Origin of the sequence: Streptomyces solicamelliae (genome assembly GCF_045348655.1) — a bacterium.
Classification (GTDB): domain Bacteria; phylum Actinomycetota; class Actinomycetes; order Streptomycetales; family Streptomycetaceae; genus Streptomyces; species Streptomyces solicamelliae.
In genome coordinates this window covers 331,333-347,824 of record NZ_CP160404.1, presented here as the reverse complement: position 1 = coordinate 347,824, position 16,492 = coordinate 331,333, and the positions used below count along the sequence as shown (strand labels likewise).

General features: G+C 72.8%; 13 protein-coding genes. 12 read left to right on the top strand and 1 reads right to left on the bottom strand.

The genetic code is table 11. The annotated features are described in order from the left end of the window. Positions 1-3: 3 nt before the first annotated feature. From ABZO31_RS01690 to ABZO31_RS01660, 7 genes are all read left to right on the top strand, one after another. Positions 4-1,554, top strand: a complete 1,551-nt coding sequence (locus ABZO31_RS01690) for a phytoene desaturase family protein (protein WP_406859015.1) — start codon at positions 4-6, stop codon at positions 1,552-1,554. 209 nt (positions 1,555-1,763) lie between these two features. After that, positions 1,764-2,798 carry an L-threonine 3-dehydrogenase gene (gene tdh, locus ABZO31_RS01685; RefSeq protein ID WP_406859014.1) on the top strand — a complete coding sequence of 345 codons (1,035 nt, stop codon included), beginning with the start codon at positions 1,764-1,766 and terminating at the stop codon, positions 2,796-2,798. A 2-nt stretch (positions 2,799-2,800) separates the two neighbouring features. Continuing rightward, entirely contained in the window at positions 2,801-3,994 is a 1,194-nt protein-coding gene (locus tag ABZO31_RS01680) for a glycine C-acetyltransferase (RefSeq protein WP_406859012.1), read from the top strand. Positions 3,995-4,192: 198 nt separating this feature from the next. Continuing rightward, on the top strand, positions 4,193-4,420 hold the full coding sequence (locus ABZO31_RS01675; RefSeq protein WP_406859011.1) for a ferredoxin: 228 nt from the start codon (positions 4,193-4,195) through the stop codon (positions 4,418-4,420). Beyond that, positions 4,410-5,801, top strand: a complete 1,392-nt coding sequence (locus ABZO31_RS01670) for an NAD(P)/FAD-dependent oxidoreductase (RefSeq protein ID WP_406859010.1) — start codon at positions 4,410-4,412, stop codon at positions 5,799-5,801. Before ABZO31_RS01675 ends, ABZO31_RS01670 begins: the two co-directional genes overlap by 11 nt. A gap of 24 nt (positions 5,802-5,825) precedes the next feature. Continuing rightward, entirely contained in the window at positions 5,826-7,061 is a 1,236-nt protein-coding gene (locus ABZO31_RS01665) for a cytochrome P450 (RefSeq protein WP_406859009.1), read from the top strand. Positions 7,062-7,083: 22 nt separating this feature from the next. Continuing rightward, the gene (locus ABZO31_RS01660; protein ID WP_406859008.1) at positions 7,084-7,986 is read left to right on the top strand and encodes a LysR family transcriptional regulator; all 903 of its coding nucleotides are present in this window, start codon (positions 7,084-7,086) and stop codon (positions 7,984-7,986) included. Positions 7,987-8,009: 23 nt separating this feature from the next. On the opposite strand, the gene ABZO31_RS01655 is transcribed toward ABZO31_RS01660, so the two are convergent. Beyond that, the gene (locus tag ABZO31_RS01655; protein WP_406859007.1) at positions 8,010-9,815 is read right to left on the bottom strand and encodes a serine hydrolase; all 1,806 of its coding nucleotides are present in this window, start codon (positions 9,813-9,815) and stop codon (positions 8,010-8,012) included. 168 nt (positions 9,816-9,983) lie between these two features. On the opposite strand from ABZO31_RS01655, the gene ABZO31_RS01650 reads away from it, so the two are divergent. The 5 genes from ABZO31_RS01650 to ABZO31_RS01630 all read left to right on the top strand — a co-directional run bounded on the left by ABZO31_RS01650 (position 9,984) and on the right by ABZO31_RS01630 (position 16,448). Beyond that, positions 9,984-11,090: an NAD(P)H-dependent flavin oxidoreductase gene (locus ABZO31_RS01650; RefSeq protein ID WP_406859006.1), complete on the top strand. Its 1,107-nt coding sequence runs from the start codon at positions 9,984-9,986 to the stop codon at positions 11,088-11,090. Next, on the top strand, positions 11,090-12,640 hold the full coding sequence (locus tag ABZO31_RS01645) for an acyl-CoA synthetase (RefSeq protein ID WP_406859005.1): 1,551 nt from the start codon (positions 11,090-11,092) through the stop codon (positions 12,638-12,640). Before ABZO31_RS01650 ends, ABZO31_RS01645 begins: the two co-directional genes overlap by 1 nt. 76 nt (positions 12,641-12,716) lie before the next feature. After that, positions 12,717-13,736 (top strand): aldo/keto reductase, encoded by a 1,020-nt coding sequence (locus ABZO31_RS01640; RefSeq protein WP_406859004.1) that lies wholly within the window; start codon positions 12,717-12,719, stop codon positions 13,734-13,736. A 36-nt stretch (positions 13,737-13,772) separates the two neighbouring features. Next, the gene (locus ABZO31_RS01635) at positions 13,773-14,870 is read left to right on the top strand and encodes a calcium:proton antiporter (RefSeq protein WP_406859002.1); all 1,098 of its coding nucleotides are present in this window, start codon (positions 13,773-13,775) and stop codon (positions 14,868-14,870) included. A gap of 78 nt (positions 14,871-14,948) precedes the next feature. Then, positions 14,949-16,448 (top strand): fatty acyl-CoA synthetase, encoded by a 1,500-nt coding sequence (locus tag ABZO31_RS01630; protein ID WP_406859001.1) that lies wholly within the window; start codon positions 14,949-14,951, stop codon positions 16,446-16,448. The last annotated feature ends 44 nt before the right edge of the window (positions 16,449-16,492 follow it).

Below are 16,492 nucleotides of genomic sequence, written 5' to 3'. Positions count from 1 at the left end.
GACATGACCGGACCCGGGAAGCCCTCACAGCACTCGTACGACGTCGTCATCGTCGGCGCCGGACACAACGGACTGGTGGCCGCCGCCTATCTGGCGCGGGCCGGGCGGAGCGTGCTCGTGCTCGAACGGCTGGGGAACACCGGCGGAGCGGCGATCTCCACCCGGCCGTTCGCCGGGGTCGACGCCCGTCTGTCGCGGTACTCCTACCTGGTCTCCCTGCTGCCGAAGAAGATCGTGGACGACCTGGGCCTCCGGTTCGCTGTACGGAAGCGGACCGTCTCCTCGTACACGCCCAAGGGCGACGGCGGGCTGTTCGTCGCCGACCCCGAGCGCACCCGCGCCTCGTTCGCCGCGCTCACCGGCTCCGACCGGGCGTACGACGCCTGGGAGCGGTTCTACGGAGCGACCGCGCACGCCGCCCGCCGGATCTTCCCGACGCTCACCGAACCGCTGCCCCGGCGTGCCGACCTGCGGGCCCGGCTCGACGACGAGGCGACCTGGCGGATGCTGTTCGAGGAGCCGATCGGCGTCGCCGTCGAGAAGAACTTCGACGACGACCTCGTCCGCGGCGTGGTCCTCACCGACGCGCTGATCGGCACCTTCGCCGACGCCCACGACCCGACCCTGCTGCAGAACCGCTGCTTCCTCTACCACGTGATCGGCAACGGCACCGGCGACTGGGACGTGCCCGTCGGCGGCATGGGCGCGCTCACCGACTCCCTCGCGGCCGCGGCCCGCACCGCCGGAGCGGAGATCCTCACCGGGCACGAGGCGGTCCGCGTCGAGACCGACGGCGCCCAGGCCGAGGTCACCTTCCGCACCGCCGACGGCGAGGGCGTCGCCGCGGCAGAGCACGTACTCGTCAACGCCTCCCCGCAGGCCCTCGCGACCCTGCTCGGCGACCCGGCCCCAGAGGCCGCCGAGGGCGCGCAGCTCAAGGTCAACATGCTGCTCACCCGGCTGCCCCGGCTCCGCGACCGCTCCGTCGACCCGCGCGAGGCGTTCTCCGGCACCTTCCACATCGCCGAGGGGTACGGGCAGCTGGCCACGGCCTACCAGGAGGCCGCGTCCGGGCGGCTGCCCAGCGCCCCGCCCTCCGAGATCTACTGCCACTCCCTCACCGACCCGTCGATCCTCGGGCCCGAGCTCGCCGCGCAGGGCTACCAGACCCTCACCCTGTTCGGACTGCACACGCCCGCCCGGCTGTTCACCGCCGACAACCACGGCGCCCGGGAGCAGCTGCTCTCCGCCACCCTCGATCAGCTCGACGCCTGCCTGGACGAGCCGATCGCCGACGTGCTCGCCCTCGACGCCGACGGCCGGCCGTGCATCGAGGCCAAGACCCCGCTCGACCTGGAGCGTGACCTGCGGCTGCCCGGGGGGCACATCTTCCACCGCGACCTGTCGTTCCCGTACGCCACGGAGAGCAGCGGCCGTTGGGGCGTCGAGACCGACCGGCCCAACGTGCTGCTCTGCGGCGCGGGCGCGGTGCGCGGCGGCGGGGTCAGCGGCATCCCCGGTCACAACGCCGCGATGGCGGTGCTCGGACGCTGACGGAGGCCGACGCACGCTGACGGACGCGTCCGAACGGTTGACGCCCCGGGCCCCGCGGCCTGGGGCGTGAAGCCCAGCTTCGGCCGCGCTTAAGAAAACCTCGATGGACCGCGAGCGCGACGTAGGGGAGATTTCTTCCAGGGATCTTGGGAGCACAGCCGTGCCCCGACCCCCTGGGTCACAGGACGCGCACATCGGGAGCCATTGCATTGAAGGCGCTGGTCAAGCAGAAGGCGGAGCCGGGACTCTGGCTCACGGACGTGCCGGAGCCGGAGGCCGGCCCGGGTGACGTACTGATCAAGGTCCTGCGGACCGGCATCTGCGGCACCGACCTCCACATCCGCAACTGGGACGGCTGGGCGCAGAAGACCATCGCCACGCCGCTCACCCTCGGCCACGAGTTCGTCGGCGAGGTCGTCGAGACCGGCAAGGACGTCGTCGACATCAACGTCGGCGACCGGGTCTCCGGCGAGGGCCACCTCGTCTGCGGCAAGTGCCGCAACTGTCTGGCCGGCCGCCGCCACCTCTGCCGGGCCACCGTCGGCCTCGGCGTCGGCCGCGACGGCGCCTTCGCCGAGTACGTCGTGCTGCCCGCGTCCAACGTGTGGGTGCACCGGGTCGAAGTCGACCTCGACATCGCCGCGATCTTCGACCCGTTCGGCAACGCCGTGCACACCGCGCTGTCCTTCCCGCTGGTCGGCGAGGACGTGCTGGTCACCGGCGCGGGCCCGATCGGCATCATGGCCGCCGCGGTCGCCAAGCACGCCGGCGCCCGCCACGTCATGATCACCGACGTCAGCGAGGAGCGGCTCGACCTGGCCCGCAAGGCCGGCGTCTCGCTCGCGCTCAACGTCGCCGAGCAGTCCATCGCGGACGGCCAGCGCACCCTCGGGCTCAAGGAGGGCTTCGACGTCGGCCTGGAGATGTCCGGCAACCCGCGCGCGATGCGCGACATGGTCGCCAACATGACCAACGGCGGCAAGATCGCCATGCTCGGCCTGCCCGCCGAGGACTTCGCCGTCGACTGGGCGAAGATCGTCACCTCGATGATCACCATCAAGGGCATCTACGGCCGCGAGATGTTCGAGACCTGGTACGCCATGTCGGTGCTCCTGGAGGGCGGCCTCGACCTCGCCCCGGTGATCACCGGCCGCTACCACCACACCGACTTCGAGGCGGCCTTCGACGACGCCGCGTCCGGCAAGGGCGGCAAGATCATTCTCGACTGGACCACGGGAGCCTGACCATGTTCGACTCTGTACGCGACGACCTGCGCACCACCCTCGACGAGATCGTCCAGGCGGGCCTCCACAAGCCCGAGCGCGTGATCGGCACCCCCCAGTCCGCCACCGTCGAGGTCACCGCCGGAGGCCGCCCCGGCGAGGTGCTCAACTTCTGCGCGAACAACTACCTCGGCCTCGCCGACCACCCCGAGGTCGTCGCCGCCGCCCACGAGGCGCTGGACCGCTGGGGCTACGGCATGGCCTCCGTGCGCTTCATCTGCGGCACGCAGGAGGTGCACAAGGAGCTCGAGGCCCGGATCTCGAACTTCCTCGGCCAGGAGGACACGATCCTCTACTCCTCCTGCTTCGACGCCAACGGCGGCGTGTTCGAGACGATCCTCGGCCCCGAGGACGCCGTCATCTCCGACGCCCTCAACCACGCCTCCATCATCGACGGCATCCGCCTGTCCAAGGCCCGCCGCTTCCGCTACGCCAACCGCGACATGGCCGACCTGGAGCGCCAGCTCAAGGAGGCCACCGACGGCGGCGCCCGGCGCAAGCTGATCGTCACCGACGGCGTGTTCTCCATGGACGGCTACGTCGCCCCGCTCGACGAGATCTGCGACCTGGCCGAGCGCCACGACGCCATGGTCATGGTCGACGACTCGCACGCCGTCGGCTTCGTCGGCCCCGGCGGCCGCGGCACCCCCGAGCTGCACGGCGTGATGGACCGCGTCGACATCATCACCGGCACCCTCGGCAAGGCCCTCGGCGGCGCCTCCGGCGGCTACGTCGCCGCGCGCGCCGAGATCGTCGCCCTGCTGCGCCAGCGTTCGCGCCCGTACCTCTTCTCCAACACCCTCGCCCCGGTGATCGCCGCCGCCTCCCTGAAGGTCCTGGACCTCCTGGAGTCCGCCGGCGACCTGCGCGAGCAGCTCAACGCCAACACCGCGCTGTTCCGCTCGCGGATGACCGAGGAGGGCTTCGACATCCTCCCCGGCGACCACGCCATCGCCCCGGTCATGATCGGCGACGCGGCCGTGGCCGGACGGATGGCCGAGCTGCTCCTGGAGCGCGGCGTGTACGTGATCGGCTTCTCGTACCCGGTCGTCCCGCAGGGCCAGGCGCGCATCCGCGTCCAGCTCTCGGCGGCGCACTCCACCGAGGACGTGAACCGCGCGGTCGACGCCTTCGTCGACGCCCGGGCGGCCCTGTAGGGCCGGGTCCTGTCCGGCTGACCATCCTGCGGGGTGGGCATCCCGCCCCGCAGCGGCCGCTCTCCTCGGCCCGATCCACCTCCACGGCCTGATCCGCCACTCCCCTCACTCGAACGGTCCGTTCCTCGTCGCCGCGCCCCGCCGGGCCGCCGAGAGTGGTCGCAGGGGGCGTGACCGGGCCATCGGAGAGGACCGCCCGTGGTAAGGATTGCCGTCGATCTGAACCGCTGTCAGGGGTACGCGCAGTGTGCGTTCCTCGCCCCCGAGATCTTCGTCATGCACGGCGACGAGGCGCTGCTGTACGACCCGGACGCCGACGAGGCACAGCGCGGGAAGCTGGCCCAGGCCGCCGCGGCCTGCCCCGTCCGGGCCATCGTCGTCGACGCCGTGGACGAACCGGCCGAGGCGGTGCCCGGTGCCCGGTGACGGAACCCTGGAGCGGCTCAGACGCGAGGGCCGCATCGTCGTCGTCGGCGCCTCGCTGGCCGGTCTGCGGGCCGCCGAGACCCTGCGGGCCGAGGGCTTCGAGGGATCGCTGACCATGATCGGCGACGAGCCCTGGGAGCCGTACGACCGGCCCCCGCTGTCCAAGCAGGTGCTGCTGGGCAGGGCGGGCGCCGACCGCACCGCACTGCCCAGGGTCCGCGCCGTCGACGCGAACTGGCGGCTCGGCGTTCCGGCCACCGGCCTGGACATGGCCGCCCGGCGCGTGCGGCTGGCCGACGGCGACGAGGTGCCGTACGACCGGCTGCTGATCGCCACCGGCGTCCGGGCCCGCCCGTGGCCCCGCGAGGACGAGGCGGAACTCGACGGCGTCTTCGTGCTGCGCACCCGCGAGCACGGTGCCGCGTTGGCGCGCCGGCTCGCCGAGGGACCCAAGCGGGTCCTCGTCATCGGGGCCGGGTTCACCGGCTCGGAGATCGCCTCCGCCTGCCGCGAACGCGGCCTACCCGTCACCGTCGCCGAACGCGGGGCGGCGCCCCTGGTCGGCGCGCTCGGCGGCGTGGTCGGCGCGGTGGCCGCGGGCCTGCAGCGCGAGCACGGGGTGGACCTGCGGTGCGGGGTCATGGTGACCGCCCTGGAGGGCGACGCCTCGGGACGCGTACGCGCCGCGCATCTGTCCGACGGCTCCACCGTGGAGACCGACGTGGTGGTCGTCTCGCTCGGCGCCCTGCGCAACACCGAGTGGCTCTCCGGCTCCGGACTCGGGGCCGGCCCGCGGGGCATCGCCTGCGACGCGGGCTGCCGCGCCTTCGACATCCGCGGCATCGTCACCGACGACATCTACGCGGCGGGCGACGTCGCCCGCTGCCCGCACCCCCTGTTCGGCTACCAGTTCCTGTCCCTGGAGCACTGGGGCAACGCCGTCGCCCAGGCCGGGATCGCGGCGCACAACATGCTCAGCGAGAGCACCGACCGCCTGCCGCACATGGAGGTGCCGGCCTTCTGGTCCTCCCAGTTCGGAGTCAACATCAAGTCGGTCGGGGTGCCGTCGATGGCGACGGAGATCCTCGTCGCACAGGGCTCGCTGGAGAGCCGCCGGTTCGTCGGCGTCTACGGCTACCAGGGGCGCGTCATCGGCGCCGTCACCTTCGACCACGGCCGGTGGCTGCCGTTCTACCAGGAGCTGATCGAGACCACCGCGCCCTTCCCGCCGGCGTTCGCCACGGTCGACCGGCACGCGGACGGACAGAAGCCGCTCGACGCGGACTTCCCCGACCCCTCGGTACCCAGCCACGGCCCGACCGTGACCCTCAGCGGATACGCGCCGGCCGACCGCCGGATGACGTTCACCCCCGCGCACTGACCCGCCCGGCCACGAGGACCTGCCATGACGCCATCCCTGCTGCACCAGATCCTGGACTACGCCAACCGGGCCGATCCGTACCCGATCTACGAGGAGCTGCGCAGGACGCCGGTCCACCACGAGGCCGACGGCCCGTACGTGATCAGCACCTACTACGAGATCCGCAGCCTGCTGCACGACCCCCGGATCAGCTCCGACGCCGCCAAGCTGGCCGAGAACACCGCGGGACCGTCGACCGGGCCGGACGCGGAGGAGGGCACCCTGCCGCCGAGCTTCCTCAAGCTCGACCCGCCGGAGCACGACCGGCTGCGCCGGATGACCAACCGGCCGTTCGGCCCCCCGCACTCCCCGCGCCGGGTGGACGCCATGCGCCCGGAGCTGGACGACATCGTCGCCGGTCTCTTCGACGGCCTCGGCGACCCGGGCCGGATCGACCTGGTGGAGCAGTTCTCCTATCCCTTTCCGGTGACGGTGATCTGCCGCCTGCTCGGCGTGCCGCGCGAGGACGAGACGCGCTTCCACGCCTGGGCGGACACCCTCGCCGCCAGCCTGGACCCCGACCCGGACGCCGACCCCGCCGAGCGGGGCAAGGGCGCGACCGAGGCACGGATGCAGCTGGGCATGTACCTGGCCGGCCTGATCGAGGAGCGCCGCAAGAACCCCGGCGACGACATGCTCTCCCAGCTGGCGACGGCCAAGGGCGACGACGGCCCCATGACGACCATGGAACTGCTCAGCACCGCGGCGCTGTTGCTGATCGCGGGGCACGAGACCACGGTCAACCTCATCACCAACGGCATGCTGACCCTGCTGCGCCACCCCGACGTCCTCCAGCGGCTGCGCACCGAACCGCGGCTGGCCGTGCCCCTCGTCGAGGAACTGCTGCGCTTCGAGCCCCCGGTGCAGCTGCTGCCGCAGCGCGTCACGCTCGCCGACATCGAGGTCCGCGGCGTCACCATCCCCAAGGGCTCCTCACTCTGGCTGGTCCTGGCGTCCGGCAACCGTGACCCCGAGCGCTTCGCGGACCCGGACCGCTTCGACCCGGACCGCCCGGACGTCCAGCACCTCGGCCTGGGCAGCGGCATCCACAGCTGCTTCGGCGCCCCCCTCGCCCGGCTGGAGGCCCAGCTCGCCCTGTCGGAGCTGGCCCGCAGGTTGGAGAACCCCCGTCTCCTCGACGACCCGCCCCCGTACCGGCAGAACGCCGTGCTGCGCGGGCCGCGGCACCTGCACATCGCCTGCGACGGGATCCGGCCCTAGAGGGAGCTGCGACACTAGGGGCATGATCGAAGCACGGCGGCTGCACATCCTCCGGGCGGTGGCCGACCACCGCACCGTCACGGCGGCGGCCGCCGCGCTGTACCTCACCCCCTCCGCCGTCTCCCAGCAGCTCGCCGCCCTGGAGCAGGAGACCGGGCACCGGCTCGTCGAGCGCAGCGCGCGCGGGGCCCGGCTCACCCCGGCCGGCGAGATCCTGCTGCAGCACGCCAACGCCGTGCTCGCCCAGCTGGAGCGGGCCGAGTCCGAGCTCGCCGCGTACGGCTCCGGCGAGGCCGGCACGGTCACCGTCGCGGCCTTCGCCACCGGCATCGGCCTGGTCGTCGCCCCGGCGATCGCCGAACTGGCCCGCACCTCGCCCGGTATCCGGGTCCGCGTGCGGGACTCCGAGGGCGACGCCAGCCTGCTGATGGTGCTGGACCGGCAGGTCGACGTGGCCGTCGCCGTCGAGTACCGGGGCGCGCCCGGCGAGGACGACGCCCGGCTGACACGGCTGCCGCTGTACGCGGAGCCGTTCGACGCCGTCCTGCCGCTCGGCCACCGGCTCGCGGACGGCGAGCGGGTGTCGCTCGCCGATCTCGCCAAGGACCACTGGATCGGCCAGTCCGCCGGCAACCCCTGCCACGACGTGACCGTGCTGGCCTGCGAGTACGCCGGCTTCGAGCCCCGGTTCGACCACACCTCCGACGACTTCCGGGCCGTGGTCGCCCTCGCCGCCGCGGACGCGGGCGTCGCGCTCGTACCGCGCTCCGCGCTGCGCGGCACCGACCTCGCCGGGGTGGTCGTCCGCCCCGTGGACGGCGTCGCGCCGACCCGGCGGGTCTTTGCCGCCGTCCGGCGCGGCTCCGAGGAACATCCGCTGATCGCCCCGGTCCTGACCGCGCTGCGCGCGGCCGCCGAGGCCTGATCCGCTCCTCGGGCCGCCGCCCCTCAGTCCGCCGACGCCTCCCAGCCCGCCGCCACGATCCGGGCCGCGTCCGCCGGGCGGGCGTCGTCGAACAGCGGCCGGTCCGCGGCGTCGACGACGCGCGGCCGTTCCACGTACACCCCGCGCCCCACGTACAGCCGGTCGGTGGCGTACCGCCAGCGCAGCCGTACGGGCCCGGCGGCCCACGCCGACAGGTCGGCCGTGGCGCGGTGCCAGGCCCGCCCCGACCAGCCGCCGACCGCGCCCGACGGGTGCGGCCGCGGCTCCTCGTCCGGGCGGGCGGTGGTGAACGGCACCGCCGTCCAGGTCGTGCCGCCGTCCGCCGACGCCTCCAGGTACGCGTGGTCGGCGGCCGGTTCGGTGTCCCACCACAGGCCGAAGTCGAGGCGGGTCGCGCCGGTGACGGCGGGCAGGGTCAGCGTGGCCGTGGTGGCGCTCGCCATGCCGGAGTACCAGGCCGTGCGGCCGCGGGCCGGGCGGACCGGGACGGCGCGGGCGAGGGCGTTGGCCGTGGCGACGCGGGGCGCGGAGCCGGAGCGCCAATTCCGCACCGGGTGCACGGAGTTGCCGAGCACGATCAGGAAGGCGTCGGTGGTGGGGTCGACGACGAGGCTGGTGCCGGTGAAGCCGGTGTGCCCGGCGGAGTGCGGGGTGGCGAGGGCGCCCATGTACCAGTGCTGGTTGAGCTCGAAGCCGAGGCCGTGCTCGTCGCCGGGGAAGGCGGTGTTGAAGTCGGTGAACATCAGCGCGACCGACTCCCCGGAGAGGATCCGGGCGCTGCCGTACGCGCCGCCGTTGAGCAGGGTACGGGCGAGGACGGCCAGGTCCCAGGCGCAGGAGAAGACGCCGGCGTGCCCGGCGACGCCGCCGAGACTGTACGCGTTCTCGTCGTGGACCTCACCGTGGACCATGCCGCGGTCCAGGCCGGACCAGGGCAGCCGGGCGTCCTCGGTGGCGGCGATCTTCGGCCGCCAGGAGGCCGGCGGGTTGAACCGCGTCCGGTGCATCCCGAGCGGAGCGGTGATCTCGTCGTGGAGCAGTGCGTCCAGAGTGCGACCGGTGATCTTCTCCAGGACCAGCTGGAGCGAGATCAGATTGAGGTCGGAGTAGAGGTACCTGGTGCCCGGCGGGTTCGCCAGGGCCTCGTTCCACAGCAGCCGGAGCTTCCCCTCCCGGGTGGGCTCCTTGTACAGCGGGATCCAGGCCCGGAAGCCCGAGGTGTGCGTGAGCAGCTGACGGACCGTGACGTCCTGCTTGCCGCCGCCCGCGAACTCCGGCAGATAGGCGGCGACCCGCTCCTCCAGCTCCAGCGTCCCGCGCTCCAGCTGCTGGACCGCCAGGATGGCCGTGAACAGCTTCGACACCGAGGCCAGGTCGAAGACCGTGTCCTCGGCCATCGCGATCCGCCGCTCGGGTGGCAGCTCCACGCCGGAGTCGGTCTTCTCGTCGTACGCCGCGTACCGCACGGCGTGGCCGATCGGCCGGTGCAGCGCGACGGTGCCGCCGCGTCCGGCGAGCAGCACCGCGCCCGCGTACCAGGGGTGCTTGGGGGAGGGGCCGAGGAACGCCTCGGCGTCGGCGACCAGCCGGTCGAGGGACGCGGGGAGCAGCCCGGCCCGCTCGGCGGAGCCGCGGCGCAGTACGGTCCGCCGTCCGCCCGTCCCCTCGGACGCGCCGTCGCCCTCCTGCGGCCCGGGGGCCGCGGCGGCCCCCGGGATCGAGCCGACCATCACCGCACCTCCCAGAGCGAGGAGCCCGCCGCCGAACGCGCGGCGGCCGATTCCCCGGCCCGCCGGTTCCTTCGTCATCCCTACCCTCCCACGCCTCTGAAAGAATTCTTCGCGCACACCCGCAACGTCTGAAACTTTCTTACCGGGGGTCCCGTGCGTCCGGGAAGCAGGCGGCGCCGCAAAGAATCTGACGCTGCATCAGAAAAGCTCTTCCCTCGGGCGTTCAGCTGCGGCATCCTGCCGCCCATGAAGACGGAGCTGAGTCGCACCCTGGGGATCGAGCACGCCATCTTCGGCTTCACGCCCTTCCCCGCGGTGGCCGCCGCCATCACCAGAGCCGGCGGGTTCGGCGTCCTCGGCGCGGTCCGCTACACGGCCCCCGAGGACCTCGCCCGCGACCTCGACTGGATGCAGGAGCACACCGACGGGCTGCCCTACGGCCTCGACGTCGTGATGCCCGCGAAGAAGGTGGAGGGGGTGACCGAGGCCGACGTCGAGGGCATGATCCCCGAGGGCCACCGGGAGTTCGTCCGCGAGACCCTCGCCAAGCACGGCGTGCCCGAACTCGCCGACGGCGAGGCCTCCGGCTGGCGGATCACCGGCTGGATGGAGCAGGTCGCCCGCAGCCAGCTCGACGTCGCCTTCGACTACCCCATCAGACTCCTCGCCAACGCCCTCGGTTCCCCGCCCCCCGACGTCGTGCAGCGCGCCCACGACCACGGCGTCCTCGTCGCCGCCCTCGCCGGCAGCGCCCGGCACGCCCGCCACCACGCCGACGCCGGCATCGACGTCGTCGTCGCCCAGGGCTACGAGGCCGGCGGCCACACCGGCGAGATCGCCTCCATGGTGCTCACCCCCGAGGTCGTCGAGGCCGTCGCGCCGCTGCCCGTGCTCGCCGCCGGCGGCATCGGCAGCGGCGAACAGATCGCCGCCGGGCTCGCCCTCGGCGCCCAGGGCGTCTGGCTCGGCTCGATCTGGCTCACCGCCGCCGAGGCCGAACTCCACTCCAGGGCCCTGACCGCCAAACTCCTCGCCGCCGGCTCCGGCGACACCGTCCGCTCCCGCGCCCTGACCGGCAAACCCGCCCGCCAGCTGCGCACCGAGTGGACCGACGCCTGGGACGACCCGGCCGGCCCGGGCACGCTCCCGATGCCCCTGCAGGGCCTGCTGGTCGCCGAGGCCGTCTCCCGGATCCAGAAGTACGAGGTGACGCCGCTGCTCGGTACGCCCGTCGGCCAGATCGTCGGCCGGATGAACTCCGAGCGCAGCGTCCGGCAGATCTTCGACGACCTCACCCGCGGCTTCGAGCAGGCCGTCGACCGCATCAACCGCATCGCCGGACGGAGCAGCTGATGAGCGAGGCACCCAACGGCTTCTGGGCCCAGGCCGCGGCCGACCCGGAGCGTACGGTCCTGATCGCGCCCGACGGCGCCGAGTGGTCCGCCGGGCAGTTGCACGCCGACGCCAACCGGCTGGTCCACGGACTGCGCGCGGCCGGCCTGGAGCGCGGTGACGCCTTCGCCGTCGTCCTGCCCAACGGCGTCGCGTTCCTCACCGCCTACCTCGCCGCCTCCCAGGCCGGCTTCTACCTCGTCCCGGTCAACCACCACCTCGTCGGCCCCGAGATCGCCTGGATCGTCTCCGACTCCGGGGCGAAGGTGCTGCTCGCGCACGAGCGGTTCGGCGCGGCGGCCACGGCGGCCGCCGACGAGGCCGGCCTGCCCGCGAGCCACCGCTACGCCGTGGGAGAGGTCCCCGGCTTCCGCCCGTACGCCGAACTGCTCGGCGGGCAACCGGAGTCCGCGCCCGCCGACCGCACTCTCGGCTGGGTCATGAACTACACCTCCGGCACCACCGGCCGCCCCCGCGGCATCCGCCGCCCGCTGCCCGGCAGGCTGCCGGAGGAGACGTACCTCGGCGGCTTCCTCGGCATCTTCGGCATCCGCCCGTTCGACGGCAACGTCCACCTGGTCTGCTCGCCGCTGTACCACACGGCCGTGCTGCAGTTCGCCGCCGCGTCCCTGCACATCGGGCACCCGCTGGTCCTCATGGACAAGTGGACCCCGGAGGAGATGCTGCGGCTCATCGACGCGCACGCCTGCACGCACACCCACATGGTCCCGACCCAGTTCCACCGGCTCCTGTCCCTCCCGCAGGCCGTACGGGACCGGTACGACGTTGCGTCGATGCGCCACGCCATCCACGGTGCCGCGCCCTGCCCCGACCACGTCAAACGGGCGATGATCGCCTGGTGGGGCCATTGCGTCGAGGAGTACTACGCGGCCAGCGAGGGCGGCGGCGCCTTCGCCACCGCCGAGGACTGGCTGAAGAAGCCCGGCACCGTCGGGAAGGCCTGGCCGATCAGCGAACTGGCGGTCTTCGACGACGACGGGAAGCGCCTGGGCCCCGGCGAACTCGGCACCGTCTACATGAAGATGTCCACCGGCGGCTTCACCTACCACAAGGACGAGGCGAAGACCGCGAAGAACCGCATCGGCGACTGGTTCACGGTCGGCGACCTCGGCGTCCTCGACGAGGACGGCTATCTCTTCCTCCGCGACCGCAAGATCGACATGATCATCTCGGGCGGGGTCAACATCTACCCCGCCGAGATCGAGGCCGCGCTGCTCAGCCACCCGGCCGTCGCGGACGCCGCCGCCTTCGGCATCCCGCACGCCGACTGGGGCGAGGAGGTCAAGGCCGTCGTCGAACCGGCCGAGGGCCACGAACCGTCGTACGCGCTCGCCGCCGACATCCTCGCCCACTGCGAGCAGCGCCTCGCCGGCTACAAGCGCCCCAAGTCCGTCGACTTCACCGCCGCCATGCCCCGCGACCCCAACGGCAAGCTCTACAAGCGCCGGCTGCGCGACCCGTACTGGGAGGGCCACGACCGCCCGCTGTGACGGCCGTGGCGACCCGCCGGCGTCAGGGGCGTCCCGTAGAGTCCGAAGTCCTGACACGGATGGGGGAGTTGCCACCTTGCGCTACCGACTCTTCGGCCCGACCGGACTGCGCGTCTCCGAACTGATGCTGGGAGCCATGAGCTTCGGAGAGCAGGGCGGCTCCGGTGTGTCGCCCGACGAGTGCCGCCGCATCCTCGACCTCTACGACGACGCGGGCGGCAACGTCGTCGACACCGCGGTCAACTACCGCGGCGGCGAGAGCGAGCGGATCCTCGGGGAACTCCTCGAAGGCCGGCGCGACCGCTTCGTCCTCGCCACCAAGTACTCCGTCACCCGGGACGACAGCGACGCCAACGCCGGTGGAAACCACCGCAAGAACCTCAGGCTGTCCCTCGAGACCAGCCTGCGCCGGCTGCGCACCGACCACCTCGACGTCTACTGGGTCCACATGTGGGACCGGCACACGCCCCTCGAGGAGACCATGCGCGCCCTCGACGACGCGGTGCGCGCCGGGAAGATCCTGTACGTCGGCATCTCCGACGCGCCCGCCTGGGTGATGAGCCGGGCCAACACGCTCGCCGAATGGCGCGGCTGGCAGCCGTTCGCCGGGCTCCAGGTCCCGTACAGCCTGCTCCGCCGGGACATCGAGCGCGAACTGCTGCCCGCGGCCGAGGCGTACGGCATGACCGTCGCGGCCTGGAGTCCGCTGGCCGGCGGCATCCTCTCCGGCAAGTACACCCGCCCGGGCGGCCCCGGCCCCGACAGCCGCTTCGCGGCCGACACGCTCGGCGAGCGCGACCACGCCGTGGCCCGCGCCGTGCAGCAGGCCGCCGACGAGCTGGGGGCGACGCCCTCGCAGGTCGCGCTCGCCTGGACCCGGGCCCGCTCCCGGGCGGTGGTGCCGATCGTCGGCGTCCGCTCGGCCGACCAGCTGAAGGACAACCTCGGCGCGCTCGACGTGACGCTGCCTCGGGAGACCGTCGAACGGCTGGAGGGAGCGACGGAGTTCCGGCTCGGCTTCCCGCGCGACTTCATCGACGGGAACGAACGCTGGGTGTTCGGGGAGGCGAACGGACGGCTCGACGGCAGGACCTGACAGGGGGTATGCCCGCTTTGTGGCAGTATGCCGATCATGAGTGCGAGCAAGCTGGGCCTCACCCGTCAGTGGAGCACATGGGCGCCGGTCGTCGCCGGTGTCGCACTCGGCGTCGGATGGGGCCAGGACCTGCCCGGCTTCGCGGTCGGCCTGATCGGACTGTGCCTGCTCGGCGCGGTGCTCGCCGCCGTGCACCACGCCGAGGTCATCGCGCTCCGCGTCGGCGAGCCCTTCGGCTCGCTGGTGCTCGCGGTCGCGGTCACGGTCATCGAGGTCGGACTGATCGTCACCCTGATGGTGGGCGGCGACGCCACCACCTACGCCCGGGACACCGTCTTCGCCGCTGTCATGATCACCTGCAACGGCATCGTCGGCCTGTCCCTGCTCGTCTCCGCACTCCGCGACCGCGTCGCCGTCTTCAACGCCGAGGGCTCCGGCGGCGCGCTCGCCACGGTCTGCACCCTGTCCACGATGACCCTCGTCATGCCCACCTTCACCACCAGCCACCCGGGCCCGGAGTTCTCCTCCGCCCAGCTGGGCTTCTCCGCCGTGGCCTCCCTCGGCGTGTACCTGGTGTTCGTCGCCGTCCAGACCGTCCGGCACCGCGACTACTTCCTGCCCGTCCGGCGCCTCGGCGGCGATCCGGAGTCCGACGACGAGCACGCCACACCGCCCACCCGGGCCGAGGCATGGTGGAGCCTCGGGCTGCTGCTCCTCGCCCTGGTCACAGTCGTCGGACTGGCGAAACTCGTCTCGCCCACCATCGAGGACGCCGTCGACACCGTCGGGCTCCCCAAGGCCGTCGTCGGCGTGACGATCGCCCTGATGGTGCTGCTGCCCGAGACGCTCGCCGCGGTGCGCGCCGCACGCCGCGACCGGATGCAGACCAGCCTCAACCTCGCCTACGGCTCCGCGATCGCCAGCATCGGCCTGACGATCCCGGCGATCGCACTCGCCTCGATCTGGCTCTCCGGACCCCTGGTGCTCGGCCTGGGCCCCGTCCACATGGTGCTGCTGGTGCTCACGGCCGTGGTCAGTGCCCTCACCGTCGTCCCCGGCCGAGCCACCCTGCTCCAGGGCTGCGTCCACCTCGCGATCTTCGCGGGCTTCATCTTCCTCTCGTTCAGCCCCTGACCCGGACGGCCGAAGCGGCCACCGTCCCGGCGTGTTCCGGTACTTGACCCGCCGCCCCGGCCCGCCGAGGATCCCGGCATGGAACGACTCCTCAGCCGCGCCGTCGACGGTGTCCTGCGCATGAGCGCCCAGCGCGTCCCCGACCGGACCGCCCTCCGCTACGCCGACCGGACCTGGACCTACGCCGAGCTGGACGCGGCCGTCTCCACCGCCGCCGCCGTGCTGCGCGAGCGGTGGGGCCTCGACGAGTACGCCCGGGTGGCGACCTACGGCCACAACTCCGACGCCTATCTGATCGCCTTCCTCGCCTGCTCCCGGGCCGGCCTCGTCCATGTGCCGGTCAACCACAACCTGACCGGCGAGGACCTCGCGTACATCCTGGAGCAGTCGGGGAGTTCGCTGGTGCTCGCCGACCCGGCGCTCGTGGAGCGGGTGCCGGCCGGCCTCGCCGTGAAGCCGCTGCGCGACGCGCCCGGCTCGCTCCTCGCCGAGCTGGAGCGCCCCGAGACGTACGACACCGACCGCGACGCCCGCGACCTCGTGCAGCTGCTGTACACCTCGGGCACCACCGCCCTGCCCAAGGGTGCGATGATGACCCACCGGGCGCTCGTCCACGAGTACGCCAGTGCCATCGACGCCCTCGACCTGCACGAAGACGACCGCCCCGTGCACGCGCTGCCGTTGTACCACTCGGCGCAGATGCACGTCTTCCTGCTGCCCTACCTCGCGGTCGGCGCGGAGAACACCCTCGTCGACGCCCCCGACCCGGCCGTCCTGTTCGACCTGATCGAGGCCGGCCGCGCCGACAGCCTCTTCGCCCCGCCCACCGTGTGGATCGGCCTGGCCAACCACCCCGAGTTCGCGAGCCGCGACCTGGGCGCCCTGCGCAAGGCGTACTACGGGGCGTCGATCATGCCGGTCCCGGTCCTGGAACGGCTGCGCGAGCGGCTGCCCGGACTGGGCTTCTACAACTGCTTCGGCCAGAGCGAGATCGGCCCGCTCGCCACCGTCCTCGGACCCGACGAGCACGAGGGCCGGATGGAGTCCTGCGGCCGGCCGGTCCGCCACGTCGAGGCGCGCGTCGTGGACGAGGACGGCGCGGACGTGCCCGACGGCACGCCCGGCGAAGTCGTCTACCGCTCACCGCAGTTGTGCGAGGGCTACTGGCAGAAGCCGGACGAGACCAAGGAGGCGTTCCGCGACGGCTGGTTCCGCTCCGGCGACCTCGCGGTCCGCGACGCCGACGGCTACTACACCGTGGTCGACCGGGTGAAGGACGTCATCAACTCCGGCGGCGTGCTCGTCGCCTCCCGCCAGGTCGAGGACGTGCTCTACACCCATCCGGCCGTCGCCGAGGCCGCCGTCGTCGGACTGCCCGACGAGAAGTGGATCGAGGCCGTCACGGCGGTGGTCGTCGCCCGGGACGAGGTCACCGAGGCCGAACTCGTCGACCACGCCCGCGAACGGCTCGCCCACTTCAAGGCCCCGAAGCGGGTGGTGTTCGTGGACGAACTGCCGCGCAACGCCAGCGGGAAGATCCTCAAGCGGGAGCTCCGCGACCGCTTCTCCACCACCTGAGCGGACGTGCCCGTCCGCCGGCGACAAAAGCCCGAGCGAACTCC

What these genes read in the sequence shown, in the direction of transcription:
- ABZO31_RS01650 (WP_406859006.1), top strand. Translation starts at nt 9,984, where the DNA reads ATGAAGACGGAGCTGAGTCGCACCCTGGGGATCGAGCACGCCATCTTC.
- ABZO31_RS01635 (WP_406859002.1), top strand. Translation starts at nt 13,773, where the DNA reads ATGAGTGCGAGCAAGCTGGGCCTCACCCGTCAGTGGAGCACATGGGCG.
- ABZO31_RS01665 (WP_406859009.1), top strand. Translation starts at nt 5,826, where the DNA reads ATGACGCCATCCCTGCTGCACCAGATCCTGGACTACGCCAACCGGGCC.
- ABZO31_RS01645 (WP_406859005.1), top strand. Translation starts at nt 11,090, where the DNA reads ATGAGCGAGGCACCCAACGGCTTCTGGGCCCAGGCCGCGGCCGACCCG.
- ABZO31_RS01690 (WP_406859015.1), top strand. Translation starts at nt 4, where the DNA reads ATGACCGGACCCGGGAAGCCCTCACAGCACTCGTACGACGTCGTCATC.
- ABZO31_RS01655 (WP_406859007.1), bottom strand. Translation starts at nt 9,815, where the DNA reads ATGACGAAGGAACCGGCGGGCCGGGGAATCGGCCGCCGCGCGTTCGGC.
- ABZO31_RS01680 (WP_406859012.1), top strand. Translation starts at nt 2,801, where the DNA reads ATGTTCGACTCTGTACGCGACGACCTGCGCACCACCCTCGACGAGATC.
- ABZO31_RS01660 (WP_406859008.1), top strand. Translation starts at nt 7,084, where the DNA reads ATGATCGAAGCACGGCGGCTGCACATCCTCCGGGCGGTGGCCGACCAC.
- ABZO31_RS01630 (WP_406859001.1), top strand. Translation starts at nt 14,949, where the DNA reads ATGGAACGACTCCTCAGCCGCGCCGTCGACGGTGTCCTGCGCATGAGC.